This window comes from Hymenobacter setariae, assembly GCF_007713685.1.
Taxonomy (GTDB): Bacteria; Bacteroidota; Bacteroidia; order Cytophagales; family Hymenobacteraceae; genus Hymenobacter; species Hymenobacter setariae.
On sequence record NZ_VMRJ01000002.1, the window covers coordinates 161,168 to 185,980 of the forward strand.

The following is a 24,813-nucleotide window of genomic DNA, read 5'->3' on the forward strand; positions in this document are numbered from 1 at the left end:
CGCGGCTCCGACAACTAAAGGCTAGCCTGCCAGTACACCCTTTAACCCGCTCCTAGCAACCAGCCATCTATATTATGGGTAAGCAACATTCTTCAGACTATAAGCCCGGCCGGCGTGGCCCGGCAGGGAGCGGTAGCCGCCCCGACCGCTCTAATCGGCCCGAAGGCCGAGGGGGCTACGAGCCTCGCGGCAACAGCGGTAGCTACGGCGCCCCCCGTGGTGGCGCTGGGCGTGATAACGACCGCTCTGCTGGACGTAGCGAATACACAGGGTCGCGGCCAAGCTTTGGGCAAAGCAACAAATTTGGGGGACGCCCCGGCGCTGGTGATAACCGGCGCAACGATACCGGTGGCCGCAGCTTTGGTGACCGTGACCGTCGCAATTCATTTGGCGACGATGCCCGCCCACCCCGACGTTTTGAGGCTGGTGACGGCGGCGAGCGCCGTAGCCGCGACGAGCGCGGTGAGCGGCCTGCTTACCCACCTAAGCCCATTTGGCAGGGGCAGCCGGTGCGCTACGAAGGCAAACCCACGGTGCCCCGTGGTGTAGCCGGCGAGCGCAACCGGAAATTTGTAAAGCGTAATCCTGACGGCAGCGAAGCTACCCCCTCTACCGAACGCCCCCGCCTAGACCGCGGCAAGCGCTCGGAGCGCCCAGCCTACACGGGCCAGAATGAGCGCCGCTCATTCGAAGAGCGCGACGCTCCTCGGCAGCGTCCTAGCGGCGACAGCTACGAGCGGCGCGATGACCGCCGTGGTAACGACCGTGGCAGCTTTGGTGGCGACCGCCCCAACCGGCGCGAAAGCGAAGGCCGCGATGAGCGCCGCAGCTATGGCAACCGCGATGGTGCCGACAACCGCGACCGCAAACCCTACGGCGACCGTGACGCTAGCCGGCCTACCAGCTATGGTAATGACCGCGACCGCAAACCCTATGGTGACCGCGACGCTGGTCGCCCCAGCAGCTATGGCAACGACCGCGACCGTAAGCCCTACGGGGAGCGCGCTGCTGGTAGCTTCGACAAGCCGCGTAGCACTGGCGAGCGTCCTAGCACGGGCGGCACGTTCCGCGAGCGCCGCGAAGCCATGCGGGCTGCTACGAGCGGCCCGCGCTCGAGCACGAGCTACGGCCGGGCCGACAAGCCTAAATACGGCGAAAAGCCCGGTGAGGCGCCAGAATACAAGAACCTCAAGCACTACGAAAACGACAAAACGCGAGGCAATAAGCGCCGCGCCAGCGAAGAGGATTTCGGCAATGAAGAGCTACGCCTAAACCGCTACATCGCCAATGCAGGCATTTGCTCGCGCCGTGAGGCCGATGCGCTGATTGCGGCCGGCGAAATTCGGGTAAACGGCGAAGTGATAACTGAGATGGGCTACAAAGTGCAGCCAACGGACACGGTGCAGTACGGCAAAACCAATCTGAACCGCGAGAAGCTGGTGTACGTGCTACTCAACAAGCCTAAAGACTTCATCACCACTACCGACGACCCTGAGGGCCGCAAGACTGTGATGGACCTCGTAGCAACGGCTTCGAAGGAGCGCATCTTCCCGGTGGGCCGCCTCGACCGTAACACCACGGGCCTACTGCTCTTCACAAATGATGGTGAAGTGGCGCAGAAGCTGACGCACCCCTCCCACAAAAACAAAAAAATCTACCAAGTAGAGCTCGATAAGCCCCTCACGGCTGAGCACCTAGGGCAGATAACGGCGGGCTTGGAGCTAGAAGATGGCAAAGCTGAGGTAGACGATGTGGCTGTAGTAGCCGGCAACCCGCATTTTGTGGGCATTGAGCTGCACAGTGGCCGCAACCGCATTGTGCGCCGCATTTTTGAGCACCTAGGCTACGATGTAGTTACCCTTGACCGGGTGCAATACGCGGGGCTCACCAAGAAGGACCTGCCCCGTGGCAAGTGGCGCTACTTGAACGAGCAGGAAGTTATTCGCTTGAAGTACTTTATGTAAGCGTCTAACTAAGAAGGGGCAAGTAGTAATGCGCTAGACATTACTACTTGCCCCTTCTTAGTTAGCCTTCACTAGCAATAAGTTATGACTACGCTAGCGCTTGACCTAGGTAATACTGCGCTGAAATACGGGGTATTTACGGCAGTTGGCTTGCAAGAAAGCGGTGTCCTAGCTGCCCCAAGTCAACTGCGTGACCTTTGGGAACACCATCAGCCGCAGCACGCCATCTTGGCATCGGTGGCTACAGAGGCCGAGGCCCAGCCCTGGCTAGGTGAGTTGAGTAGCGTATTGCGCCACATACTGCCATTGCGGCCAGGCTTTACGCCGGTACCCTTAAGCAACGCTTATGCAACGCCTCACACCCTAGGAGCCGACCGACTGGCGGGTGCCGTGGGCGCAGCGCACTTACGGCCCGGCCAGCCCACGCTGATACTTGATGCCGGCACGGCGCTGAAATTTGACCTCGTCACGGCCGACGGTACGTACCACGGTGGTAGTATCGGGCCGGGCCTGCGCATGCGGCTGCGGGCGCTACACACGTTTACGGGGCGGCTGCCGTTAGTGGAATTGCCCGAGCCGGGTGCAGCGGTGCAACTAATTGGCGACTCCACGGCCTCTTCGCTGCTGAGCGGCGTGCTCAATGGGGTGGTGGCGGAAGTAAACGGCCTAGTAGCCGAATACCGCCACCGCTACCCCGGCCTGGGCCTCGTGCTCACGGGCGGCGACGCTCCTTATCTGCAGCCGCATCTAGCCCCGGTCGTGGGCCTTATCTTTGTAGTCCCCGAACTTGTGCTACTAGGCCTGGACCGGATTTTACGCCATAATGTTGACCGATAAAAAACTACTTCTGGCCGCGCTGACCGCTGCCCCGTTGCTGCTGGCCGGCTCGGCCCGCGGGCAAGGTCTTGGTAACTCGCCCTACTCGCGCATCGGGCTGGGCGACAATGTCGGCAACCTAGGTGGCGTGCGCCAGCTCGGCATGGGCGGCGTAGGCCAGGCTGCCCCTAACACGGGCAACGTGAACGAGCTCAATCCAGCGCTGCTCTACTACACGCCCCGCACCACTTTTGAGGTGGGGGTCAATGGCCAGTACAAAAGCGTGCGCAACGCCAGCGAATCGTACCGCACGGGTAGTGCAACGTTGGCTTATCTGGCCCTAGCTGTGCCGATAAACAAGCGCTGGGGCGCCGCCGTAGGGCTAAAGCCTTACAGCGTGGTAGACTACCAAGTAAACACAACCGGCACTGTTAACGGCGACCCCTATGCCATAGCCTATAAGCAGTACGGTGGCACTGGTGGCTTGTCGGAGGCTTATTTTGCCCACGGCTTCCACATCCTGCGCGACCTCAATATTGGGGGTAGCGCATCGTACTTGTTTGGCACGCTCGACCAAACCAACGGCACCGCGATTGCCACAAGCACCGTGGCGGCCAACCAACTTGTGGTAGAGCGCGAGCAACTGCGCTACGCCGACTTTTTGCTGCGGGGAGCCATCCATTACCGGCACAAGCTCGGCAAGGAGCTAAATATGAACCTAGGGGGTACCTACACTTTCGCTACTAATACGAAAGTGACCCGCCAACGCACCCAGGAGCAGCGCGATGCCAATGGCGCACTTCTCGGTACGGCCGTAAGCCTGACCGATGACTCGGGCCACACCTTTGTTCCAGCGCTCACGCAGGTAGGGTTCTCGCTCGATAACAGCCGCAATTTCTCCGTTAACGTGGATGGAGCGTACCAGCAATGGTCGCAGTTCCAGGCGTTTGGTGGGGCGCCCATATCACAGCTCAGCGACACGTGGCGTGTGGGTGTGGGTGGCGAATTCACGCCTGACCCTGGCTCGGTACAGCACTACTTCCAGCGCGTTACGTACCGCTTCGGCCTGAGTGTGGCCCAAATGCCGTATCGGCCCCAAAGCCAAACGCTCTATGACCGCGCCATTCACTGGGGCTTTGCTTTCCCGCTGCCCACAGCCACGGCGCTCGAATCGACGATTATCAGCCTAGCCTTCATGTATGGCGTTCGGGGCAACACCGACTACCTGTACGGCACTGGTGGCAGCAGCGCCAGCAATGTGCGCGAAAACTACCTGCGCGCTCAGCTCGGTGTCACACTCAGCAACCGGTGGTTCATCAAGCGCCGCCTGCAATAAGTATGCGTGTGCTAAGTAGTTGGCGGCTGGCAGCAGCCGGCTTGGTACTGGCCATGCAGTCACTGGTAGGCTGCGGAGACAAGGAGGTCGAAGTTGCCCCAGTTGTCTACACCGGTCCCCTTGCCGAAACCACTAATGTAGAAACGTTGGTGAGCGACTCAGCACGCTTGCAGTTGCGCCTCACCGCGCCGCTCGAGCAGCAGTTCGAGAACGGCGATGTGGTGTATCCCAAGAGCGTTAAGGCAGTTTTCTATGACAAGCTCGGCAAGTCGGTAGCTAGCACCCTGGAAGCTAACTACGCCAAAGTCGAGAAAAGCACCCAGCTGTACACCATGCGTGGCAAGGTGCGCATGGTGAGCGTGCCCGAGCAGCAGACAGTGACATCGGAAGAAGTTTTCTACGATAAGCTAAAGCATCGAATTTATACCGACACCGCCATGTTTGTGCGGGTGCAGTCGCCCACCCAAGTGCTGCTTGGCTATGGGCTAGTAGCAAATGAGGATTTATCGCGGTACACGGTTAAGCGACCTACTGGCATTTTCACGCTTGAGGAAGCCAAAGCGCAAGGCAAATAGGAGTTATGAAGTTTGACAAGTCGCTGCTCAAAACCGTCCTGTTTTCCTTAGGTGTCGTCACGTTCGTTATTGCCACTTACCAAACAGTGCTGCAAAACGACCTAGTACGCAATTACTGGATATACATGATATCGCTGAGCTGCTGGCTGCCGCTACAATACTGGCGCCGCCAAGAAGCCCGCCGGGCCAAGGAAATAGAAGTAGCCAAGCAGGTAGCAGCGCTTAACAAGCCCACTGGCAAGAAAAAGGGGAAGAAGCGCTAGCGCGACCAAAGACCAAGCAGTGCGGCGGCCGGCTCGAAAGCCTAGATGAAATTTTCGAACCAGCCGCCGCACTACTCATTTTAGGACTTTCGGTGGCAATCAAGGCCTTCCGGCAAGCGGCTCAGCTTGGGAGTTCGCGCAAATTGTGGTTATTTTGCGCCTCATTTGACTAGTGCGCCTACATTTTTTAGACTGATAAATGGCTTTAATTAACACGATTCGGGAAAAATCGGGGGTGGCCGTCGGGGCCGTCGCCATCGGGATGCTGCTCTTTATCGTGGGCGGTGACTTGATTGGGGGGCGCAACCGGCTGTTTGGCCGCGACGAGCAGATGGTAGGGGAGGTAAACGGCGAGAAAATCGAGCTACCCGAATTCACGGCCGCCTTAGAGCAAGCCAAGCAAAACTTTACCCAGCAGCAGGGCCGCCCGCCCGACGACCAGGCCCTGAGCTACCTGCGCGAGCAAACCTGGAACCAGCTACTGGCCCGTCGTGCTTACCAGCCTGAGTTCGATAAGCTCGGTTTGCAAACGTCGGATGAGGAGATTATAGACCTTGTGCAGGGCGATAATATCAGCCCCAGCCTGAAGCAGGCCTTCACGGACCCCAAAACTGGTCAATTTGACAAGGCCCGCCTCATCGAGTACCTCAAAAACCTTGATAAGCTACCGCCCGAGTCACAGGCCGCGTTCCGCAACTTCGAAGCTAGCCTGCGCGAGTTTGACCGCCCGCTGACCAAATACACGGCGCTGCTTAAAAACTCGGTGTACGTAACCTCGGCCGAAGCCAAGCGCTTCGACGACGCTCAGAATGCCAAGGCTAGCTTCCGCTACCTGTTTGTGCCCTACACCAGCGTGTCGGATTCGGCTGTGAAGCCCACCGATGCCCAACTGCAAGACTACCTGGACCGCCACAAGGGCCGCTACAAGGTAGAAGATGGCCGCAGCATCGAGTACATCGTTATTCCGGAAGTAGCTAGCAAGGAAGACAGCGCCGCCATCCGTCAGAACATGGACGCGCTGGCGCAGCAGTTCCGCACCGCTCCCAATGACTCGCTGTTTGCCAAGCAAAACACCGACCCCGAGCGCCCCTACAACCACGCTTTCCTCTCGCCCGCCGACCTACCCGAGAAGCTGCGTCAGCAGCTACCGCTGAAAGTAGGCCAGGTGTATGGCCCCTACGCTGAGAATGGCACCTACTCGGTGTACAAAGTGCAAGCCGAAAAGGCCGGCGCCAAGCCCGCCGCTCGCGCTAGCCACATCCTCATCAAGCCCACGGCCGAAACGCCCGAAGCCAAAGCTGAGGCTAAAGCCAAAGCGCAGGATATTCTCAACAAAATCAAGGCTGGGGCTGACTTCGCCACGATGGCGCGGCAGTTTGGCTCGGATGGTACCAAGGAGCAAGGCGGTGACCTAGGCTGGTTCGACGAGAGCCGCATGGTGCCGGCGTTCAGCAAGGCAGTATTTGCCACCAACTCGGTGGGCCTGCTACCGAACTTGGTAGAAACCAACTTTGGCTACCACATCGTGAAGGTGACGGCGCCCAAGACCAACCAGACCTACCAGCTGGCAGCTATCGTGAAGGCCGTGCAGCCCAGCGAGGCGACCCAGAACGCTACCTACGACCGCGCGCAGCAGCTGAAAGCCGACGCACCCGACCTGGAGGCCTTCCGCCAGCTTGTAACCAAAGACAAGACCCTGCAAAAGCAGGAAGCCAAGTATGTAGACCGCGCGGCTCGTTCGCTAGGTACGCTCCCGAATGCCCGCGAAATCGTGCGCTGGGCCTACGGCTACGGTCCCGATGGCGGCAAAACCAACGTGGGCGACGTGCAGCTGTTTGACATCGGCGACCAGCACATCCTGGCTGCCCTCACCGACACTCGCGAAAAAGGCACAGCTACTGTGGCTAGCATCAAACCCGAGCTGACGGCCGCTGTTCGCAATGAGCTTAAGGCAAAGCAAATCATCGCCAAGCTGCAAGGCAAAAATGGCTCACTCGAAGACCTAGCCAAGCTGGCTGGCCCCGGCGCCCAAGTACAAACCGCCGAGGGCGTAGCCCAGAGTCAAGGCACCATCCCAGGTGTTGGCTACGAGCCTGAAGCCATCGGCCGTGCCTTCGCCCTGAAGCCGGGTCAGAAATCAGCCCCCATCCAGGGCGAGCAAGGAGTACTGGTAGTAGAAGGCACTAGCGTAACGCCGCCCGCCACGCCTGGCGACGTGAAAACCCTGCGCACGCAGCTAGCTCAGCAGCGCCAGCAGCGCCAAGATGGGCTGATTTACGAAGCCATCAAGGCCCACGCCGAAGTAAAGGACAACCGTTCGAAGTTCTTCTAAGCGCCGCAAGCCCCCTAGGGTAGCGCCTGACTGAGTGCTGAGGCCGTGCCTCCACTTGGTCAGGCGCTTTTCTTGTATCTTGCTAAGCGAGTTCTCTTAAGATTCAATCTAGGCTGCTATAGTTATGACGTCGAAGCCTCTTGTTTCTTTTACCAAGCGCGGGCTCCCAGGCTTGTTGTTGATAGCCCTAGGGCTCATGCTGGGCCTGAGCCTTGGCCGGCACAGCTCGTGGTCTGTTGAGGTAAAGCCCATAGTATACCCCCTGGCCCTGCTGCTGGCCGTAGGTGGGTGCAACATGATAGGCAGCTACATCCAGCAGCGGCCATTCCGTACTATGCGAACGGCACTGCTGGCCTCGACTGTGCTAGTGGTGTCACTGTGGCTAGGCTCCTTAACACACTAGTGTAGCAATTGGCGCAGCCTGCTAGTATTCGAGAAGCAATGGGCAACGGGTAGCGTTTGAACAAAGTACTTGGACAGCGGCGTTTAAGCTTATTATCGTAAGTTTTAGAGGTATGAAAACTATGCGTCGACTGTCGTTGCTGCTGTCGCTAAGCTGGTTGGCGCTAGCTGCGCCCCTGCGCGCCCAGCCTACCATAGGGGGCCCGCGCCCGGGCAGCTGGGCCCCCGTGAGCGGCGCTACACTAGCCAAAGACTACGCCCGCCGCGGCGAGTACGAGAAAGCTAGCTTTCTCTTTAGCCAACTCAAGGCCGACGAGCAAACTAGCCCGGCGGTGCTACCCGACTACCTAGCTGCTTTGCAAGCTCAGAAGCGCTATAAAGACGCCGAGAAGCTCGTGAAGCGCGCCATCAAGCAGCACCCCGAGGAAGGAACCTACGGCGTGGCCCTAGGTGGCCTATACGCGGCCAGCGGCGATGCTGCCGCGGCCGACAAGCAGTATCAGCGTGTGATAAGCCAGTTGACGCCCGCGCAAGTAGCGCCGGTGGCCTCCGAGTTTGGGCGCCGTGAGCAGCCAGCCTGGGCCGAGCGCACCTACCTGCGTGGGCGCGAACTGGCCAAGAGCAACTCGGAATATGCGCCGGAACTCATTCAGCTTTACACCCAAAGCCAGCAGCAAGACAAATTATTGGCCGAAACCCTGCGCCTAGTGCAGCAGGATGAGCAGCAGCTGCCCTTTGTGCGCAACATGCTTCAGAATGCGCTGCACGAAGAAAAAGACTTTGATGCACTCGAGAAGCTGCTGGTGATGGCCGTGCAGGACCACCCCGAGCAGGGCGCCTACAGCGAGCTGCTACTGTGGCTCCAGGTGCAGCGCCACGACTTTGCGGGGGCATTAATACAAGCCCGCGCTCTCGACCGGCGCAGTAATACCAAGGGCAGCCGCGTGCTACAACTTGGTAGCATTGCCGAGCGCAATAAAGACTACGAAAGCGCCATTGCGGCCTACGATTACGTGGTGCGCGAGTATCGCCAGGGTCCCTACTACCAAGTGGCTCGCCAGCGCCTGCTACAAGCCCGCGAGGCCCAGGTGCGAGACACCTACCCCGTAGACCAAGCCAAGGTGCGCGCCCTGGCCACCGAGTACGAAAGCCTGCTCACCGAGCTAGGCCGCACACCCGACACAGCCCCGGTGATTCGCAGCTTGGCCGACCTCTACGCCTTTTCGCTAGATGATAGGGCCAAGGCCATGAGCCTCTTGCAAGAAGTCATTGCCATGCCCCGGGCCAGTGCCGACGTAGTTGACGAGTCCAAAACCGCCCTAGGAGACCTGTATTTGCTAAAAGGCGAGCCTTGGGAGGCCACGCTACTCTATTCGCAGGTCGAGAAGGCGCATCCCGAAGCGCCTCTGGGCTACGAAGCCAAGCTTCGCAATGCCCGCCTGAGCTACTTCGCTGGCGACTTCAAGTTGGCCCAAAGCCACCTAGATATTCTCAAGGAGGCCACCACCCGCGAAATTGCCAACGATGCCATGCAGCTCTCGCTGCTCATTCAGGAAAACACGGCCGAAGACACCCTAGGTACCGGTCTCAAAGCCTACGCCGCCGTGGAGGAGTTGGTGTTCCAGAATAAGCTCGCCGAAGCCAAGACTGGCCTCGACAACCTGCTGCGTAGCTATCCTGGACACGCCCTCACCGACGACGCGCTGTACTTGAAAGCCCAGCTCCAGCGCCGCACCGGCGACTTGCCCGGTGCAGTAGCTACCCTCAAGCTACTCACCGAGAACCCTAAGTATGACGTGCTTAGCGACGACGCGCTATTCCTGCTAGCTCGCATTCAGGAAGAGGACGTGAAGGACAAAGCCCAGGCGCAGACGCTCTACCAGCAGCTACTCACCAAGTACCCCGGCAGCATCTACGTGGCAGAGGCACGCAAACGCTTCCGTCGCCTGCGCGGCGACGCGGTGCAGTAGTGCATTCGTAATCGCATAAGCAGGGTCCATTTGTAACCGATTGAGCATTGCTGCCTACCTAGGCGAGCTACCCTAGGCGGGAGAATGTCGTGGCATGAGGCTTACTCAAAACCATAGCTGTTTAGCTGGCCCGCAGCCTGCATAGGCCGTAGCAGGCTAGGAGGGACGGCGCTGCCCGGGCGTGTGCCGTTCTCCCGGCGTTACCTTCGCGTCGGTGCTGGCCACGAGTAACACTACCAGAGGTAGCTAGTCGCGGTTTTGTCGAGCGTAATTCCTACCCCTTCTACCATGAGTTTAATGTACCAAAAGCTTCGGGCGCGTGGCCTAACCTTCACCCACGTGTGTGAGGTAGGCGTTTATATTCCGGAGACTTCCAACATTCTCGACTTTATCAACAACGGGGTGCGGGCAACCCTAGTAGAGGCCGACCCCGACGTAGCGCAGAAAATAAAGGCCGCCTTCGCTACCAAAAACATCGACCTGCACCCAGTGGCTGTGTGGGATACCAACGGCACGCTAAAGCTATCTAAAGCTGCCTCTTCCACGTTTGCCACCGAGTTGCCCACAAGCCCCGCGCTCGAAAATGACCGCTACCATGTGAGCGAGGCTACGACCTTTGAGGTGCCTTGTGTGCAGTTCTCAACCATTGATGATGGGACCATTGACCTGCTCAGCATCGATATCGAAGGGGGCGAATGGTACGTGCTGAAGCACCTAGTAAGCTCTCCTAAAGTATTATCAATCGAAACGCACGGTAAATACTACACCAACCCTTTTCTAACAGAAATAACTGCTTGGCTAGCGCAGCATCAGTACACGCTTTGGTATAAAGATGGCAGTGATAGTGTTTTCATAAAGGAAGGTCTTTTCCCTATTAGCGTCTTCGACAAACTAGCTACAAAGCGAGTTGAGCTGCTTATTCGTTGGAAAAAGTTTAAGCGGATTTTTAAAAAGAAGTAAGCTAGCTGAGCTAACTAATTATCGCGCCACGGAAGAACGCTAACATTCTTTTTCTGGCTTCCAGTTTTAGTCGCGAGTAATAAATGTGGACTTTTTTTTCGGAAGCTAGGGTACGTCGATTAAGCGTTTTTTTTGGAATAGTAATAATAGCTGGAATATTCCTTTCTGCTTTTATAAGAATATTGCCTAGTATAGGCATCGCGGGCCTGTTTCTAACAGGGGTGGGCTACAGTTTGGCGCATAAACGTATCGCGCAGCGAGCTCAGTGGCCCGTGTTAGGGAGCTTCATACTCATCTACCTACTGCACGCGGCCACCGGAATTTGGGCTTGCTTTTTTAGAAACGGCTCGGGCGAATTACTCCTGCAAGACTTGGTGCTACAGTTGCCCTTGCTGTTGCTACCGCTCTCTTTCTTGCTGTTGCCTACCTGGCACGAGCAGCAGCGAATCACCCTGTGGGTTGTGCTGATTGGTTGCTGCCTGCTCTCTGCACTTGGCAGCACTGTTAATTATTTCATTCATTACGAGCAAATTGACCAGGGTTACGTGCGTTCGCAGGTAATGCCGACTGTTCCGGATTATATCCGGTTTAGCTTGCTAATCAGCATGTCCGTGCTCGCAGGAGCAATGCTCTTGTTTCAAAAGGCGCTGCCCGCCGGCTGGCGTTGGCCAGTGGCGGGGGCGATAGTATTGCTATTCATTTTCCAGCACCTGCTAGCAGTGCGCAGTGGCCTGCTGACCATGTACGCGGGTGGAGTACTACTACTCGGGTGGCTGGGCTGGCAGCCCAAGCACCGGAAAACACTACTGCTACTAATCACGTCGCTGGCGGTAGTAGCAGGAATATGCTTACAAGTATTTCCGACGCTGCAAAATAGAGTTGTGAATACACGCTATGATACAGAACTATTAAATTTTACGGACGCTGCTAATAATCATTCTATTACTGCTCGCTTTTACTCTTACAAAGTAGCGTGGATTATTATCAGTGAATACCCAATAGCAGGTGTGAGTAAAATCAAGCTAGACGAAGCAGTAGCCGAGCAGTACGGCTATATGTATCCCGAAATAGAAGTTGCGCATTACCTACTGCCACACAATCAGTTTTTATATAATTTAGCCGCATATGGTATAGTGGGATTGCTCTTCTTTTTGATTGCTTTCTATTATCCGCTATGGGTAGGGCTGCGCACCAAAAACGTATTGCTTATTCTGATTTACACGATAGTATCTATCTCTTTTTTAGTCGAATACACACTTGAAACACAGATTGGTGTGTTAACGGGTATTTTCTTTATTCTGCTAGCACTTATTCCAACCACCTCTAGCCGCCCTACAGCCACTCGATTGGCCCAGCGTTAAGGCCCGGCCCTAGGTTCAGCTTATGCTTAGCTCTTTTCTCACGCGCATTCGGTTGGCTTACCGCGCTCGCCGTGCCGAGCGTCTTGTTGTAGCGCTCAGCACTTCAGATGCCAAAGCGCTCAGTACCCAAGCCCCACCTCAGCAGGCGCGCGTGCTGGTAGTGCGCAACGACTCGATTGGCGATTACCTGCTGTACCGCCCTTGGTTGCGCCAGCTCAGCCTTGCGTTGCGCGCCCGTGGGCAGCAGCTCACGCTGCTCGCCAACCGGGTGTGGGCGCCACTGGCGCAAACCTGGGACGGCGAGTGGTGCGATGAAATAATAGCCGTGGACTTCGGCGCTTTTGCCAAAGACCTATCGTACCGAAGTCAGCTCGTACAAAAGCTGGGCGAAAAAGGCTTTGGCGAAGTCATTTATCCGCTACACGTACGCGAGCCTACTGTCGAAAATTTTATTCGGTTTCTACAGGCGCCCGTTCGCGTAGCCAGTGAAGGGGCGCATCAGGTCAGTGATTGGTTGTCGCTGCTCAATGCCAGCTATTCGCACCTACTGCCTAGCACCCGGGACGTACTGTTTGAATACGACCGCAACCGCGAATTTTTCGAGAATTGGCAGCAGTTGGCCGCAGACCCTAGCGCACTGCCTACTACCGAGGTGCCGCTGACCCTGCCGCTCTCGGTGCACGAAGCGGCTCGCCAAGTGGGGGCTACCACCGCGCCCTACGTGGTGCTGTTTCCCGGTGCCAGCGCCCGGCAAAAAAGATGGCCCCCGTCTGCTTTTGCGAAGCTGGCTCGGCAGCTGCACCAGTACTACGGTGCGCGCTATCGGCTAGTAGTAGCCGGCAGCGCCGCCGATGACAAGCTGGCCCAGCAGCTGATACAGGCGGCCGGCCCCGCCGTGCCCCTCGAAAACCAGTGTGGAAAAACGGACCTGCCGGGGCTGGCCGCGTTGCTGGCCGCCGCGCAGCTAGTCATCAGCAACGATACAGTGGCGGCCCACTTGGCTGTGCAAGCCGGTACGCCCTGCTTGGTATTGCTGATGGGTGAAAACTACGGCAAGTTTTTTCCCTACCCGCCCGCCTTGCTACGAGCGCCTTGCCAATGCCTGTTTCCGCCCAGCCAAGAAGCGCGATTCGCTCGCGGAGAATTCAGCCCGCCACCTCGCGACCCAATTATTGATAAAATTCCGGTGGAGCGGGTGCTACTGGCTGCGCAGCAAATGCTGCAATGAGCAACAGTAAGCTAAGCTAAAAGCGGCCCTAGATAGCTCCATAGTTGCTCGCAGCTACTGATGGGGATGAAAGAACTACCTAGGTAGCGTAAAAAATCAGCCGAAGAAAACGAACATCAGTGCTAATACCACAATGAACACCACGTACATCAGGCCATCGGATAAAATGTACTGGCGATAGCGTTGGTAAAACTCACGGAGGCGGCTCATAAGCACGGGCAAAGGGGCGGGCGAAGGTACGACGGCTAATTTTTGCGTACTTTTGAGGCTATTCTTGTTCTATTTATTAATGCCTGTTATTCCTCTCAAGCGCTGGATATTTGCCCCCGACCCCGACCCCGCAACGGTGGCCGGCCTAGGGGAAGCGCTGAGTATCAGCCCAGTGTTAGCGCGGCTGTTGGTGCAGCGCGGTATTGTGACGCCAGCGGCGGCGCAAGAGTTTTTTGAGCCTAAGCTGGCCGATTTGCCCTCGCCCTGGCTGATGTGCGACATGGACTTGGCCGTGGCGCGGGTAATGCGCGCCCTACAAAGTGGCGAAAAAATCTTGGTGCTGGGCGACTACGATGTGGACGGCATTACGTCGGTAGCCTTGGTAGTAAGCTATTTGCGGCCGCTAGCCGAAGCCCTCGACTTGCCCGAGGAACAAAGCCGGTTTCAGCCCTACATCCCCGACCGGCATCGTGAGGGCTATGGCATCTCGATGCAGGCCGTGGACTTCGCCAAAGCCCACGGTTTCACGCTGGTTATTGCCCTCGACTGCGGCGTGAAGGCTGTGGAGCAAGTGGCCCACGCCAATGACCTAGGACTCGATTTCATCATCTGTGACCACCATTTGCCTGGCGAGGAACTGCCGGCTGCCGTGGCTGTGCTCGACCCTAAGCGGGCCGATTGCAGCTACCCGTACCCCGACCTGTCGGGCTGTGGCGTGGGCTTTAAGCTCTTGCAAGGCCTCACCGAGCGCCTAGGGCTGCCCACCGCCCCACTCTATGCGCAGCTCGACCTCGTGACGGTGAGCATTGCGGCCGACGTAGTGCCCGTAACGGGCGAAAACCGCGTGCTGGCCGCCCACGGTCTCCGCCGCTTCAACGTGACGCAGGCTGCCGCAGCGGCCCAGGCTGCTACGCCTCAAGTAGCCCAAACCGCTGCCGACACGCTCGATGGCCCGGCACCGCGCCCAGCGCAGGCGCCCTCCTCGGCTCACCTACCAAGCGAAGGCTTGCGCCCCGGCTTAGCAGCCTTGCACGAGTTGGCTGCCCCCCGCCAGGGCCCGCTGAGCCTGAGCTCTCTAGTATTTGGGTTTGCGCCGCGCATCAACGCCGCCGGGCGCATGGGCGATGCCCACCGCGCCGTGAATATGCTGCTGGCTCCTACGCAGCAGGAGGCACGCTACACGGCCGAGGTAGTCGACCACATGAACCAGGAGCGGCGCCTCTCAGATGCGCGCACCACTCAGGAGGCGCTGGCCATGATTGCCGAAGACCCTGACGGCGCCACGGCGCCCGCTACAGTGCTTTTTCAGCCGCACTGGCCGCAGGGTGTGCTGGGCATTGTGGCTTCGCGCTGCCTCGACCAATACTACCGGCCCACCGTTATTCTCACCGAGAAGGATGGCATGGCAACCGGCTCGTCGCGCTCCATCGCGGGTTTTGATGTGCATGAGGTGCTCGAAGCTTGCGCACCGTTGCTGAGCCAGTTTGGCGGGCACCGGGCGGCGGCGGGCCTCACACTGCCCGTCGAAAATCTACCTGCTTTTAAGGCGCAGTTTATGCGCGAAGTAGCGGCCCGTGTGCCCGCCGGCCAGCAGCCTGTGCGGCCCGTGGATATCGATTCGTGGCTGGATTTTACGCAGCTTACAACCGAGTTTCTATCCGAACTGCAACGCCTAGAGCCTTACGGCCCCGGCAACCCCGCACCCGTTTTTGCCAGTGCCGACTTGCGAGCGGTGCCCGCTTCGGTGCGACCAGTGGGCCAGGCCGGTCACCTCAAAATGCGCCTAATGCAGCCCGACCAATCGCCCGGTGTGGTGCTTGAGGCCATTGGCTTTGGCCTAGGTCACTACCTGCCGCGCTTGCTCGAAACGCCTGATGCGCCCCTGAGTGCGTGCTACATCTTAGAGATGAACGAGTTTAGGGGGCAGCGCACCTTACAGCTGCGCTTGCTAGACCTGCGCTGGGAGTAGTTTTTTGCGCCACTAGCTTCTGGTTGCTAGCTATTCGCTGCCTCTCCTGCGTAGGTGAGGAAAGCTAGTAGCTAACAGCCAAAAGCTAGCAGCCAAAAAATGCGTTACGTTTCCATCGACCTCGAAATGAGCGGGCCCGACCCTCTGCGCCACCAGGTGCTGGAGCTAGCCGCTGTGGTAGAGGATACTAAGCGGGCCGCCGCTACACCACTAGCTGAGCTGCCGGCTTTCCGCCGCGCCGTGCGCCACCCCGAAATCTGTGGTACGGCCGGCGCCCTGGCTCTCAATGCGGGACTGCTGCACGAGCTAGCCGACAAAACCAAACTGGCTGCGCCCGACATTTGCCGGCCTGATGAGCTGCTGCCGCAACTGCGCGAGTTTTTACTAGCCAACGGTTTTCGGCCCAATAAAAAGGACTGCTTGAGCGTGGTGATGGCGGGCAAGAACTTCGCCACGTTTGACCTGCTTTTTTTGCGCCAGCTACCCGGTTGGGGTACCCTACTCAAAGCCGAGCCCGCCGTGCTTGACCCTGCTGCTTTCTACCTCAACTGGCACAAGGATTCGCGACTGCCCACCATGCTCATTTGCCAGGCGCGTGCCGGCGATGCCGAGCCCCACGTAGCCCACGAGGCCTTGGCCGATGCCCTAGAGGTGGTGCGCCTACTGCGGCCCTTCTACGAGCACCCCGCTTATAAATCAATTAATAAGGAGCAATAAGCAAAGTGCCTGCTAAGCTACTTCAAGCTTAGCAGGCACTTTGCTTATTGTTGGTGAACAAGCTACCAGCTACCGCTAGCGCCGCCGCCACCGCTGCTGCCGCCGCCAAAACCACCAAAGCCGCCGCCTCCACCGCCGCCTCCACCGCCGAAGACCCCGCGGCCGCCCGAGAAGTCGCCGAAAATAATGGGGGGCATGAAGCCGCCGCCAAAGCCTCCACGTCCGCCTCGGCCTCCACCGCCCCCACGCGAGCGCAGTAAAAAGACCAGAATCAGCACGCCAATAATTATCCAGAAGCCAGCCCCTGAGCCGGTCCGGTCGCGGCGCCCACGGCTACGCGGCGCCTGGGCTGGGTCGGCTTTGTATTCGCCCTTGGCTAGGGCTATCAGCTGGTCAGTGGCCCGGTCAAGGCCCGCGTAGTACTGGTTTTGGCGAAAAGCTGGCACCAGTGTATTGCTGATAATGCGTTTGGCCAGTGCATCGGGTACTGCGCCTTCGAGGCCATAGCCCGTTTGAATGCGAGCCTTGCGCTCCTGAATGGCCACGAGCACCAAGATGCCGTTGTTGTTATTCTTTGAGCCGATGCCCCAGCTTTCATAAAGCTTTTGAGCATAGTCGGCAATATCATTGCCCTCTAGAGTGGGCACCGTGACCACCGCTATCTGCGAAGTGGTACTATCGTTGTAACTAACCAGCTTCTGTTCCAAGGCAGCCACCTCCTGCGGCTGCAGCACCTGAGCTAAGTCGTTTACTAGGCGGGGTGGGCTAGGGGGGGGCGGTACTTGCTGGGCTCGCGCCACTAGCCCTAAGCTCAGCCATAGTAGCAGGCCTAGCAGGCCGCGCCAATAGCTAGTAGCTGCCCAACGTGAGGGAGAAGACAACCTAGGAGATGCTAAAAAAAATCGGTTCATCGGCGGGGCGGCGTAGGTGGGGCGTCGTCCCCGTAAGAAATAGTGTCGTCCAGCTCATTTATGTCGGTAGCAGCATCATAGGGGAAAAACTGCTGCAGCTGCTCGCCTACTAGCCGAATGCCGCGCTCTAGGCCTAGTACATATTGCTCTTGCCGAAAGTGACCCACCACCATTTCCTTCACATCCTCCCAAAACTCATCGGGCACCGTGGCATTGATGCCCGCATCGCCGACCACAGCAAACTGCCGGCTCTGCCAAGCCAAGTAAAATAGGACCCCATTGCGCAGCTTCGTCTGGTGCATTTTGAGTTCAGCAAATACCTGTGCCGCCCGGTCCAGCGGCTCGGGCGTGGGGCATTTTTCCTCTAGGTGCAGCCTGATTTCGCCCGACGTGCGCAGCTCGGCCTGCTTGATGGCGGCCACCAGCGTTTCTTCCTGAGCCGGGGTGAGGGGGTGGGTCATTGTGATTGAGCTAGAAGTTAGAAAGCAGAAAGTATGCGTTGCGAGCGGCTGACTAAGCCCGCTCGCAACGCATAGCTCAGCATCCGTAACTCAATTAGAACTGAACAGTGGGCGCTTTTTCAGACCCTTCGGCTGCCTTAAAGTAAGGCGCTTCCTTGAAGCCAAACATGCCCGCAAACAGATTATTGGGGAACGACTTGATAAAGCCGTTATAGTCGTTGGTAACAGTGTTGAACTTGTTGCGCTCCACATTGATACGGTTTTCCGTACCCTCAATCTGCGCTTGTAGTTCCTGGAAGTTGGCGTTGGTTTTCAGCTCAGGATAGTTCTCGCTCACGGCCAGCAAGCGACCTAGGCCGGCCGAAAGCTGTCCCTGCGCTGCTTGAAACTTCTCGATATTTTCAGGGGTGAGGTCGTTGGCATTGAGTTGCACGCTGGTGGCTTTGGCGCGGGCTTCCATTACGCTGGTAAGGGTAGCTTGCTCCTGCTTAGCGGCACCTTTCACTGTGTTCACTAGGTTCGGAATGAGGTCGGCCCGGCGCTGATAGGCGCTTTGCACGTTACCGGTTTGGGCTTTCACTGCCTGGTCGCGTTGCACCATGCCATTGTAGCCGCACGACGACTGCGAAAGGAGCGTAACCATCGCGGCGAAATAGAGAAGAAGGCGTTTCATAAGGGGTTAGGGTTTCTGAAAGCCGGCCATTAGTTTTGAGGTCCAGCGGTGAGAAATAAGAAGCGTATTGCCGCAACCACTACCGCTAGTTAGCGGTTAGTGGCCCGACCGGGGCAAAATACGCACGCGCCCCGCCACAGTTGTATAGCTGCTTCATTTCCTGCCGCCGCCACCGCCGTCAGCCCTACCTTTAGCCGTATGAAAGCCATTATTCCTGTTGCCGGCATCGGCTCGCGCCTGCGCCCCCACACCCACACTCAGCCCAAAAGCCTGGTGCCGGTGGCTGGCAATACCATTCTGGGCCACATCATTGACCGGCTGAAGGCGGCGGGCCTCACCGAGTACGTATTCATCATCGGCTACCTAGGCGAAAAAATTGAGCAATATGTGCGCGAGCACTACCCCGACCTCAATGCCACCTTCGTAGTGCAGTCGCCGCGCGAGGGCCTAGGCCATGCGCTGTACATGGCCCGCGAGACCTTCCGGCACGATACTGACGGGGTGCTCATTCTGCTCGGCGATACCATCGTTGATGTTGACCTGCCTGCTCTGTTGGCCCAGCCCGGCACCATTCTGGCCGTGAAAGAGGTAAAAACACCTAGCCTCTTCGGCATTGTCGAAACTGGCGCCGATGGCCAGGTAAACCGCGTGGTCGAAAAGCCGCGCATTCCTAAGTCGAATTACGCGCTAGTGGGCCTCTACAAGATTGCCAACGCCGAGAAGCTGGCCGAGGCGCTAGAGTGGCTCATCGCCACCGACCAGCGCACCCACGAAGAGTTTCAGCTCACCGATGCCCTCATGCACCTCATCGAGGAAGGCGAAGTGATGCGCCCCGCAGCCGTAGACAATTGGTTTGACTGCGGCCGCAAGGAAACGCTGCTCGAAGCCAACGCCCGTCTGCTCGACCAACCCGAGTTTTATACCGCCCGCGAATACCCCGACTTCACCGATACTGTCGTGATTCCGCCCGTCAGCATTGGCGCAGGTTGCCGCATTGCCCACTCCATCATCGGTCCCAATGTGGCCATAGGTGAAGGTACCATTATCCGGCACACCATCGTCAGCGATTCCATTATTGGCTCCTATAGCGAGCTGAGCTCGGCCGTAATGCACGACTGTATCGTGGGCTCCGACGCTTCTTTCCGCGGCCTCAACCACAGCCTCAACCTAGGCGATAATACTGAGATTGATTACAGCCAAGCCCGAAGCTAACTACTAGCTGCTGAGCGCAAAAGGGAACGGGCGTCGTATCATTTGATACGACGCCCGTTCCCTTTTGCGCTCAGCAGCTATGCTACTACTACATTATCAATCAGTCGCACGCCCCCTAGGTGAGCCGCCACGCATAGCACCACAGGTCGGCCAGCGTCGTAGCTAGTTATCGGCTGCAAGGATTGCGCGTCGGCTACTTCTAAGTATTCAGGGGTGAACTCAGGCACCTGCGCCAGTATAGCTAGCGCTTGCTGCTGCACCTCGGCTGGTAGCACACCTAGGCGTACTTGCGCCGCCGCTTGCTGCAGTACCTGATAGAGCAACGGGGCTACTGCTCGCGCCGCAGGCGACAGTCGAGCATTGCGCGATGACATTGCCAAGCCATCAGCCTCCCGTACTGTTGGGAAAACAACTAATTCTAGGTCAAACGAAAGGTCGGTAATTAGTTGCCGCACAATGGCGACTTGCTGAAAATCCTTTTGGCCGAAGTAGGCTGCGTGGGGCCGAGCTAGATGAAAGAGCTTACTTACCACGGTGGCCACCCCATTGAAGTGGCCAGGCCGGTGCGCGCCTTCCATTACCCGCTCCAGTGGGCCAAAGTCGAAACGCAAGATTGCAGGCTGCGGATAGACTTCAGCGACAGAGGGCATAAACAGCGCTGTACAGCCTGCGGGGACCAATGCAGCAGCATCTTGCTCGGGCAAGCGCGGGTAGAGGCGTAGATCGTCGGGGTTATTAAACTGCGTGGGGTTAACGAATACCGAAGCAATGACTTCGTCGCAGTATTGAGCGGCAGCGCGTACCAATTGTAAGTGGCCCTCGTGTAGGGCGCCCATCGTGGGCACTAGCCCTAGGCGCCGGCCAGCAGCGCGCGCCTGCTCGGCGTAGGTGCGCAACTCGGCGGCGGTAGTAAAAATTAACATTCCTAAGTATAGCCTAGAAAGGAGGTTTGAATGAATTTTATTGATTTTTCGCTAAAAAATGCGTAATTTTGTGTAGCCAAGCCTTGGCCTTTTCCTAAATCCTTTCCCAATTATCATGTCGAAGTTGCGAATCCTGTACGCGGCCACCGAAATTGACCCTTTCCTGCAAACCACGAAAGTGGCTGAGCTACTGCGCCGTTTACCGGCTGCGATGCAGGAGACCGGGGCTGAAATCCGGATTTTTGTGCCTCGCTTCGGCATTATCAACGAACGTAAAAACCGGCTGCACGAAGTAGTACGCCTCTCAGGCATCAACATTGCCGTGGGGGACGACGAAAAGCCGCTGGTGATTAAAGTAGCCTCGATTCCGACCGCGAAGCTACAGGTTTATTTTATTGATAATGAAGATTACTTCCACCGCAAATCGGCGCTGGTGGACAAAAATGACAAGTTTCACGCTGACAATGACGAGCGCGCCATCTTTTTCTGCAAAGGTGTACTCGAAACAGTGAAGAAGCTAGGTTGGTCGCCCGACATCGTGCACTGCAACGACTGGATGACCTCGCTCATTCCACTGTACTTGAAAACTACATACAAGAAAGACCCGGTTTTCAAGGATGCTAAATCGGTGTTTACGGTCTACAACAACGAGTTTCTAGACAAGTTTGAAGGCAACTTGGTTGAAAAAGCCAAGATGCTCGACATCGACGATGACATGCTGAAGGAGTTGAAGTCAAACGACTTCTCGGGCTTCGTGAAGCTGGGCATGGAGTATGCCGATACGGTAGTACGCTCGGATGAAGACTTCTCTGACAACCTCAACGGATTATTTAAGGAGTACAGCTCGCGCAAGCACCTGAGCCAGGTAGCCGCTGACGAAAACCTGCTTTCGTCCTACCAAGCTCTCTATAACGACTTGGCCAACTAACGTACAGCCTGGGATATTCCCAACTGTAGTAACTTTGCCTTTACCAACCGGCCGTTGGCATCGCTATTAAGCGGTCCAACGGCCGGTTAGTTGTTTAGTCCAATCAGCAAATTGCTGCTGGCCAGAATCACGCTGTATATTTAAGCCGATACTGGCTAAGCTAAGACGCTTACTATAAAAAATTCACTTTCACTTTCTTTTATTTTTATAAGCCATGTGTGGCATTGTTGCGTATCTAGGTCATCGTGAGGCCTGTCCTATTATTCTAAAGGGGCTGCATCGCCTCGAATACCGCGGCTACGACTCGGCTGGCGTAGCACTTCTCAATGGTAGCCTGAACGTCTACAAGAAGAAAGGCAAGGTAGCTGACCTCGAAAAGTATCTAGGTGATAAGGATACTCATGCTACCGTGGGGATGGGACATACCCGCTGGGCCACCCACGGCGAGCCCAATGACGTTAATGCTCACCCGCACTACTCGACTTCGGAGCGCATTGCCATCATTCACAACGGCATTATTGAAAACTACGCGGCGCTGAAAACCCACTTGGAGCAGCAGGGCCACGTGTTTCACTCTGATACCGATACGGAGGTGTTCGTCAATCTCATTGAGGAGATTCAGAAGCAGAATGAGTGCAGCCTCGAAGAGGCCGTGCGTCTAGCTTTGCACGAAGTGGTAGGCGCCTATGCCATTGTGGTGCTGAGCAAGGATGCACCCGACCAGCTGATTGCAGCTCGCAAAGGGTCGCCGTTGGTAATTGGTATTGGTGAAGGCGAGTTCTTTGTGGCTTCCGACGCCACGCCCATCATCGAATACACCAATGAGGTGGTGTATGTGAATGACTATGAGCTGGCAGTTATTAAAGACGGGCAACTCGCCATCCGTTCACGTGAAGATGTAGTGCAGACGCCCTACATTCAGCGCCTTGAGCTAGAATTGGATAGCATTGAGAAGGGCGGCTATGAGCATTTTATGCTCAAAGAAATTTTTGAGCAGCCGCGCTCCATTCTTGATTCGATGCGCGGGCGGCTTGAGCTTGAAAGTGGCCACTTAAATATGGCCGGCTTTCGAGCCTACGAGCAGAAGTTTGTCAATGCTCACCGCATCATCATTGTGGCATGCGGCACGAGCTGGCACGCCGGCCTAGTAGCTGAGTATCTAATTGAGGACTTGGCTCGCATTCCGGTCGAGGTAGAATACGCCTCGGAGTTCCGCTACCGTAACCCAGTTATCTCAGAGCGTGATATTGTGATTGCTATCTCCCAGAGCGGAGAAACAGCCGATACGCTTGCCGCTCTGGAGCTGGCTAAGAGCAAGGGTGCTACCATCTTTGGCATCTGCAACGTAGTGGGCAGCAGCATCGCTCGTGCTACCGACGCTGGCGCATATACCCACGCTGGTCCTGAAATTGGGGTAGCCTCGACTAAGGCTTTCACGGCGCAGGTGACGGTGCTAGCGCTACTGGCTATGTGCATTGGCCAGCGCCGCGGTACGCTCTCTGACACTAAGTTGCGGGAGCTCATGGTCGAGCTGCACAGCATTCCGACCAAAGTTGAAAAGGCTCTAAAGCTAGATGCCGAGATTCAGCGTATTTCTGAAACTTTCAAGGATGTACCTAACTTCCTGTACCTAGGCCGGGGCTATAACTTTCCCGTGGCCTTGGAAGGAGCTCTTAAGCTTAAGGAGATTAGCTACATTCACGCTGAAGGCTACCCAGCAGCTGAGATGAAGCACGGCCCCATTGCCCTCATCGACGAAAATATGCCGGTGGTGGTTATTGCCACTCGCGACAGCTCGTATGAGAAGGTAGTAAGTAACATTCAGGAAGTTAAAGCCCGTAAAGGCCGCATTATTGCGGTAGTCACGGAGGGTGATACTACTATTCCAGCCATGGCTGAGTTTGTGGTAGAAGTACCATACACCTCAGAAGTGTTAGTGCCACTGGTGTCAGTAATACCACTGCAACTGCTGAGCTACCACATTGCTGTGATGCGCGGCTGCAACGTAGACCAGCCTCGCAACCTAGCCAAATCGGTGACGGTGGAATAACTTTCTTAAGTAGGCATGCTATACTCACCCCGCCGGCAAGCGCCGGCGGGGTTTTTAGTGCCAGCTTACTTCCTTCTCATGCGTGTTTTAGCGTCTTTGTTATCTCGCCAGCTGCTATTTATACTGGCAGCGGCTAGCTGCGTGCTGCCTCTGGGAGTTTTAGCATTTTATAGTCATCCCGCGCTCGATGATTTTGCCATTGGGCACTATTTGCGCAGCCGTACGATGGGGCAGTATGTACTAAGTACATATATCCATAACTCGGGCCGTTACTCGTCTTCGCTATTCAGCGCAGTGCTAAAATTTTTTGGGACGCATCCACAAGCGTATCAATTATTAATCTTTGGGGGCTTGCTGAGCTTTGTACTAAGCCTATATGCAGTGGCATCGAGCGTGACTAGTCGTGGGCAAGAAGCGCGTATCCTAGGAAGCCTACTGACTATAGCCGCTTTGGTAAACTTTCCGTGGCCAGCCGAGGGTATTTTTTGGCTGACAGGTTTGATAGCTTACCTCTACCCAGTGATTTTAACAGCTTTGCTGGCAGCTCTGCTTAGCTGGCTGTATGCCCACCCACAACGGCCGCATCGCGTGCTGTGGGTAATAGCACTGCTGTTAGGATTTATTATTCCCGGCTTTAGCGAAATAACAGCGCTGCTATTACCGCTGGTGTACCTAGGGGTGGCAGTAGCATTGCGGATATCGGTGCGGCGTTGGTCATGGGGTGGGGTAGGGGCAGCCATCTTACTAGGCAGCTTGCTAACCCTGGGGTCACCGGCCCATTTTGCGCGGTGGCAGGCCCTAGGGCCCGGGCACGGGGTGGCAGGCTTGGTAAAAGGCTTATTACTAGCCACTGGAGGCGCCACCTACTGTGTGGTTAACTGGCTAGGCAATGGCATGCTATTAATACTGGTGCTGCTCGGGCTACCACTGACCTCAAAGCTGGCGCCGGGACCAACACAACCTTCGCTGCTGCATCGCCTCACGCGGCAGCCATGGCTATGGCCGCTGCTTACCTTGGTTGGCGTGTGGCTGGCCTTCTTGTTTTGCCATGTAGCATCGGGTATTGCGCCGGCCCTGCGAGTAAAGAATTTGCTGTATCTCTATTTTGTAGCGGGTGGGCTATTGAGTGCCTATAGTTGGGCTAGTCGCCTCAATGCCCGCTATATGGCGCTACTCGTGGCCCGGCCAGTACAGGCGTTATTAGTTGGCTGGTTCGCCGTCGCTTTCTTATCGGACCATAATGTGCACCTTACGCACGATGACATCGGGAGAGAAAGCAATACGGTAGTGCAAGCCTACCGCGACTGGCTCAGTGGTAGTGCCGCCCGCTACGACCAGCAGCAGCGGACCCGCGTAGCGCTCTTACGCACAGCTTCGCCTGGGTCTGCTCCTTTGCGCCTCGACCCGTTACTTGAGCAGCCGCGGACTATTTTTTACTATGATATCTCGGCCGACGAACGCCTGTGGGGTAATGTCGCCTATTCGCAGTTTTACGGCGGCCCGGCGGTGTATGTGCTAAAGGCTGGAGAGCCTCGCTAGGTGGGGGCTAGGC

Annotated in this window: 21 protein-coding genes; 17 read left to right on the forward strand and 4 right to left on the reverse strand. The window is 56.9% G+C overall.

Annotation, left to right across the window (positions count from 1 at the left end):
- Nucleotides 1-74 precede the first annotated feature (74 nt).
- The 13 genes from FNT36_RS07205 to FNT36_RS07265 all read left to right on the forward strand — a co-directional run bounded on the left by FNT36_RS07205 (nucleotide 75) and on the right by FNT36_RS07265 (nucleotide 16,103).
- On the forward strand, nucleotides 75-1,964 hold the full coding sequence (locus FNT36_RS07205; RefSeq protein WP_144845930.1) for a pseudouridine synthase: 1,890 nt from the start codon (nucleotides 75-77) through the stop codon (nucleotides 1,962-1,964).
- A gap of 84 nt (nucleotides 1,965-2,048) precedes the next feature.
- Complete coding sequence (locus FNT36_RS07210) at nucleotides 2,049-2,801, forward strand: type III pantothenate kinase (protein WP_144845932.1); 753 nt, start codon at nucleotides 2,049-2,051, stop codon at nucleotides 2,799-2,801.
- The gene (locus FNT36_RS07215; RefSeq protein ID WP_144845934.1) at nucleotides 2,788-4,116 is read left to right on the forward strand and encodes a hypothetical protein; all 1,329 of its coding nucleotides are present in this window, start codon (nucleotides 2,788-2,790) and stop codon (nucleotides 4,114-4,116) included. The genes FNT36_RS07210 and FNT36_RS07215 overlap by 14 nt, the downstream gene beginning before the upstream one ends.
- 2 nt (nucleotides 4,117-4,118) lie before the next feature.
- Nucleotides 4,119-4,691, forward strand: a complete 573-nt coding sequence (gene lptC, locus FNT36_RS07220; protein WP_144845936.1) for an LPS export ABC transporter periplasmic protein LptC — start codon at nucleotides 4,119-4,121, stop codon at nucleotides 4,689-4,691.
- 5 nt (nucleotides 4,692-4,696) lie between these two features.
- Entirely contained in the window at nucleotides 4,697-4,954 is a 258-nt protein-coding gene (locus FNT36_RS07225; RefSeq protein ID WP_144845938.1) for a hypothetical protein, read from the forward strand.
- A 199-nt stretch (nucleotides 4,955-5,153) separates the two neighbouring features.
- A complete protein-coding gene (locus tag FNT36_RS07230) occupies nucleotides 5,154-7,286 on the forward strand; it encodes a peptidylprolyl isomerase (protein WP_144845940.1) in 2,133 nt (710 codons plus the stop codon).
- 124 nt (nucleotides 7,287-7,410) lie between these two features.
- Nucleotides 7,411-7,689, forward strand: a complete 279-nt coding sequence (locus FNT36_RS07235) for a hypothetical protein (protein ID WP_144845942.1) — start codon at nucleotides 7,411-7,413, stop codon at nucleotides 7,687-7,689.
- 112 nt (nucleotides 7,690-7,801) lie between these two features.
- Nucleotides 7,802-9,658: a tetratricopeptide repeat protein gene (locus FNT36_RS07240; RefSeq protein WP_233635746.1), complete on the forward strand. Its 1,857-nt coding sequence runs from the start codon at nucleotides 7,802-7,804 to the stop codon at nucleotides 9,656-9,658.
- A gap of 288 nt (nucleotides 9,659-9,946) precedes the next feature.
- Nucleotides 9,947-10,618 carry an FkbM family methyltransferase gene (locus FNT36_RS07245; RefSeq protein WP_144845944.1) on the forward strand — a complete coding sequence of 224 codons (672 nt, stop codon included), beginning with the start codon at nucleotides 9,947-9,949 and terminating at the stop codon, nucleotides 10,616-10,618.
- A gap of 83 nt (nucleotides 10,619-10,701) precedes the next feature.
- Nucleotides 10,702-11,979 carry an O-antigen ligase family protein gene (locus FNT36_RS07250; protein WP_144845946.1) on the forward strand — a complete coding sequence of 426 codons (1,278 nt, stop codon included), beginning with the start codon at nucleotides 10,702-10,704 and terminating at the stop codon, nucleotides 11,977-11,979.
- Nucleotides 11,980-12,001: 22 nt separating this feature from the next.
- Complete coding sequence (locus FNT36_RS07255) at nucleotides 12,002-13,207, forward strand: glycosyltransferase family 9 protein (RefSeq protein ID WP_144845948.1); 1,206 nt, start codon at nucleotides 12,002-12,004, stop codon at nucleotides 13,205-13,207.
- Nucleotides 13,208-13,496: 289 nt separating this feature from the next.
- Nucleotides 13,497-15,386 (forward strand): single-stranded-DNA-specific exonuclease RecJ, encoded by a 1,890-nt coding sequence (locus tag FNT36_RS07260; protein WP_144845950.1) that lies wholly within the window; start codon nucleotides 13,497-13,499, stop codon nucleotides 15,384-15,386.
- 99 nt (nucleotides 15,387-15,485) lie between these two features.
- A complete protein-coding gene (locus tag FNT36_RS07265; protein WP_144845952.1) occupies nucleotides 15,486-16,103 on the forward strand; it encodes a 3'-5' exonuclease family protein in 618 nt (205 codons plus the stop codon).
- A 62-nt stretch (nucleotides 16,104-16,165) separates the two neighbouring features.
- On the opposite strand, the gene FNT36_RS07270 is transcribed toward FNT36_RS07265, so the two are convergent.
- The 3 genes from FNT36_RS07270 to FNT36_RS07280 all read right to left on the reverse strand — a co-directional run bounded on the left by FNT36_RS07270 (nucleotide 16,166) and on the right by FNT36_RS07280 (nucleotide 18,148).
- Nucleotides 16,166-16,984: a TPM domain-containing protein gene (locus FNT36_RS07270; protein WP_233635747.1), complete on the reverse strand. Its 819-nt coding sequence runs from the start codon at nucleotides 16,982-16,984 to the stop codon at nucleotides 16,166-16,168.
- A 26-nt stretch (nucleotides 16,985-17,010) separates the two neighbouring features.
- A complete protein-coding gene (locus tag FNT36_RS07275; protein WP_144845956.1) occupies nucleotides 17,011-17,475 on the reverse strand; it encodes a TPM domain-containing protein in 465 nt (154 codons plus the stop codon).
- A gap of 94 nt (nucleotides 17,476-17,569) precedes the next feature.
- Nucleotides 17,570-18,148, reverse strand: a complete 579-nt coding sequence (locus FNT36_RS07280) for a LemA family protein (protein ID WP_144845958.1) — start codon at nucleotides 18,146-18,148, stop codon at nucleotides 17,570-17,572.
- 198 nt (nucleotides 18,149-18,346) lie between these two features.
- On the opposite strand from FNT36_RS07280, the gene FNT36_RS07285 reads away from it, so the two are divergent.
- Complete coding sequence (locus FNT36_RS07285) at nucleotides 18,347-19,360, forward strand: sugar phosphate nucleotidyltransferase (RefSeq protein WP_144845960.1); 1,014 nt, start codon at nucleotides 18,347-18,349, stop codon at nucleotides 19,358-19,360.
- Between the two features lie 77 nt (nucleotides 19,361-19,437).
- Here FNT36_RS07285 and panC read toward each other — a convergent pair whose 3' ends face one another.
- On the reverse strand, nucleotides 19,438-20,283 hold the full coding sequence (panC, locus tag FNT36_RS07290) for a pantoate--beta-alanine ligase (protein WP_144845962.1): 846 nt from the start codon (nucleotides 20,281-20,283) through the stop codon (nucleotides 19,438-19,440).
- Nucleotides 20,284-20,398: 115 nt separating this feature from the next.
- Between panC and FNT36_RS07295 the strand changes: the two genes are divergently transcribed.
- The 3 genes from FNT36_RS07295 to FNT36_RS07305 all read left to right on the forward strand — a co-directional run bounded on the left by FNT36_RS07295 (nucleotide 20,399) and on the right by FNT36_RS07305 (nucleotide 24,800).
- Nucleotides 20,399-21,211 (forward strand): glycogen/starch synthase, encoded by an 813-nt coding sequence (locus FNT36_RS07295; protein ID WP_144845964.1) that lies wholly within the window; start codon nucleotides 20,399-20,401, stop codon nucleotides 21,209-21,211.
- Nucleotides 21,212-21,425: 214 nt separating this feature from the next.
- Nucleotides 21,426-23,261: a glutamine--fructose-6-phosphate transaminase (isomerizing) gene (gene glmS / locus FNT36_RS07300; RefSeq protein WP_144845966.1), complete on the forward strand. Its 1,836-nt coding sequence runs from the start codon at nucleotides 21,426-21,428 to the stop codon at nucleotides 23,259-23,261.
- Nucleotides 23,262-23,339: 78 nt separating this feature from the next.
- Nucleotides 23,340-24,800, forward strand: a complete 1,461-nt coding sequence (locus FNT36_RS07305) for a DUF6056 family protein (RefSeq protein WP_233635748.1) — start codon at nucleotides 23,340-23,342, stop codon at nucleotides 24,798-24,800.
- The last annotated feature ends 13 nt before the right edge of the window (nucleotides 24,801-24,813 follow it).

What these genes read in the sequence shown, in the direction of transcription:
- FNT36_RS07205 (WP_144845930.1), top strand. Translation starts at nt 75, where the DNA reads ATGGGTAAGCAACATTCTTCAGACTATAAGCCCGGCCGGCGTGGCCCG.
- FNT36_RS07210 (WP_144845932.1), top strand. Translation starts at nt 2,049, where the DNA reads ATGACTACGCTAGCGCTTGACCTAGGTAATACTGCGCTGAAATACGGG.
- FNT36_RS07215 (WP_144845934.1), top strand. Translation starts at nt 2,788, where the DNA reads ATGTTGACCGATAAAAAACTACTTCTGGCCGCGCTGACCGCTGCCCCG.
- lptC (WP_144845936.1), top strand. Translation starts at nt 4,119, where the DNA reads ATGCGTGTGCTAAGTAGTTGGCGGCTGGCAGCAGCCGGCTTGGTACTG.
- FNT36_RS07225 (WP_144845938.1), top strand. Translation starts at nt 4,697, where the DNA reads ATGAAGTTTGACAAGTCGCTGCTCAAAACCGTCCTGTTTTCCTTAGGT.
- FNT36_RS07230 (WP_144845940.1), top strand. Translation starts at nt 5,154, where the DNA reads ATGGCTTTAATTAACACGATTCGGGAAAAATCGGGGGTGGCCGTCGGG.
- FNT36_RS07235 (WP_144845942.1), top strand. Translation starts at nt 7,411, where the DNA reads ATGACGTCGAAGCCTCTTGTTTCTTTTACCAAGCGCGGGCTCCCAGGC.
- FNT36_RS07240 (WP_233635746.1), top strand. Translation starts at nt 7,802, where the DNA reads ATGAAAACTATGCGTCGACTGTCGTTGCTGCTGTCGCTAAGCTGGTTG.
- FNT36_RS07245 (WP_144845944.1), top strand. Translation starts at nt 9,947, where the DNA reads ATGAGTTTAATGTACCAAAAGCTTCGGGCGCGTGGCCTAACCTTCACC.
- FNT36_RS07250 (WP_144845946.1), top strand. Translation starts at nt 10,702, where the DNA reads ATGTGGACTTTTTTTTCGGAAGCTAGGGTACGTCGATTAAGCGTTTTT.
- FNT36_RS07255 (WP_144845948.1), top strand. Translation starts at nt 12,002, where the DNA reads ATGCTTAGCTCTTTTCTCACGCGCATTCGGTTGGCTTACCGCGCTCGC.
- FNT36_RS07260 (WP_144845950.1), top strand. Translation starts at nt 13,497, where the DNA reads ATGCCTGTTATTCCTCTCAAGCGCTGGATATTTGCCCCCGACCCCGAC.
- FNT36_RS07265 (WP_144845952.1), top strand. Translation starts at nt 15,486, where the DNA reads ATGCGTTACGTTTCCATCGACCTCGAAATGAGCGGGCCCGACCCTCTG.
- FNT36_RS07275 (WP_144845956.1), bottom strand. Translation starts at nt 17,475, where the DNA reads ATGACCCACCCCCTCACCCCGGCTCAGGAAGAAACGCTGGTGGCCGCC.
- FNT36_RS07280 (WP_144845958.1), bottom strand. Translation starts at nt 18,148, where the DNA reads ATGAAACGCCTTCTTCTCTATTTCGCCGCGATGGTTACGCTCCTTTCG.
- FNT36_RS07285 (WP_144845960.1), top strand. Translation starts at nt 18,347, where the DNA reads ATGAAAGCCATTATTCCTGTTGCCGGCATCGGCTCGCGCCTGCGCCCC.
- panC (WP_144845962.1), bottom strand. Translation starts at nt 20,283, where the DNA reads ATGTTAATTTTTACTACCGCCGCCGAGTTGCGCACCTACGCCGAGCAG.
- FNT36_RS07295 (WP_144845964.1), top strand. Translation starts at nt 20,399, where the DNA reads ATGTCGAAGTTGCGAATCCTGTACGCGGCCACCGAAATTGACCCTTTC.
- glmS (WP_144845966.1), top strand. Translation starts at nt 21,426, where the DNA reads ATGTGTGGCATTGTTGCGTATCTAGGTCATCGTGAGGCCTGTCCTATT.
- FNT36_RS07305 (WP_233635748.1), top strand. Translation starts at nt 23,340, where the DNA reads ATGCGTGTTTTAGCGTCTTTGTTATCTCGCCAGCTGCTATTTATACTG.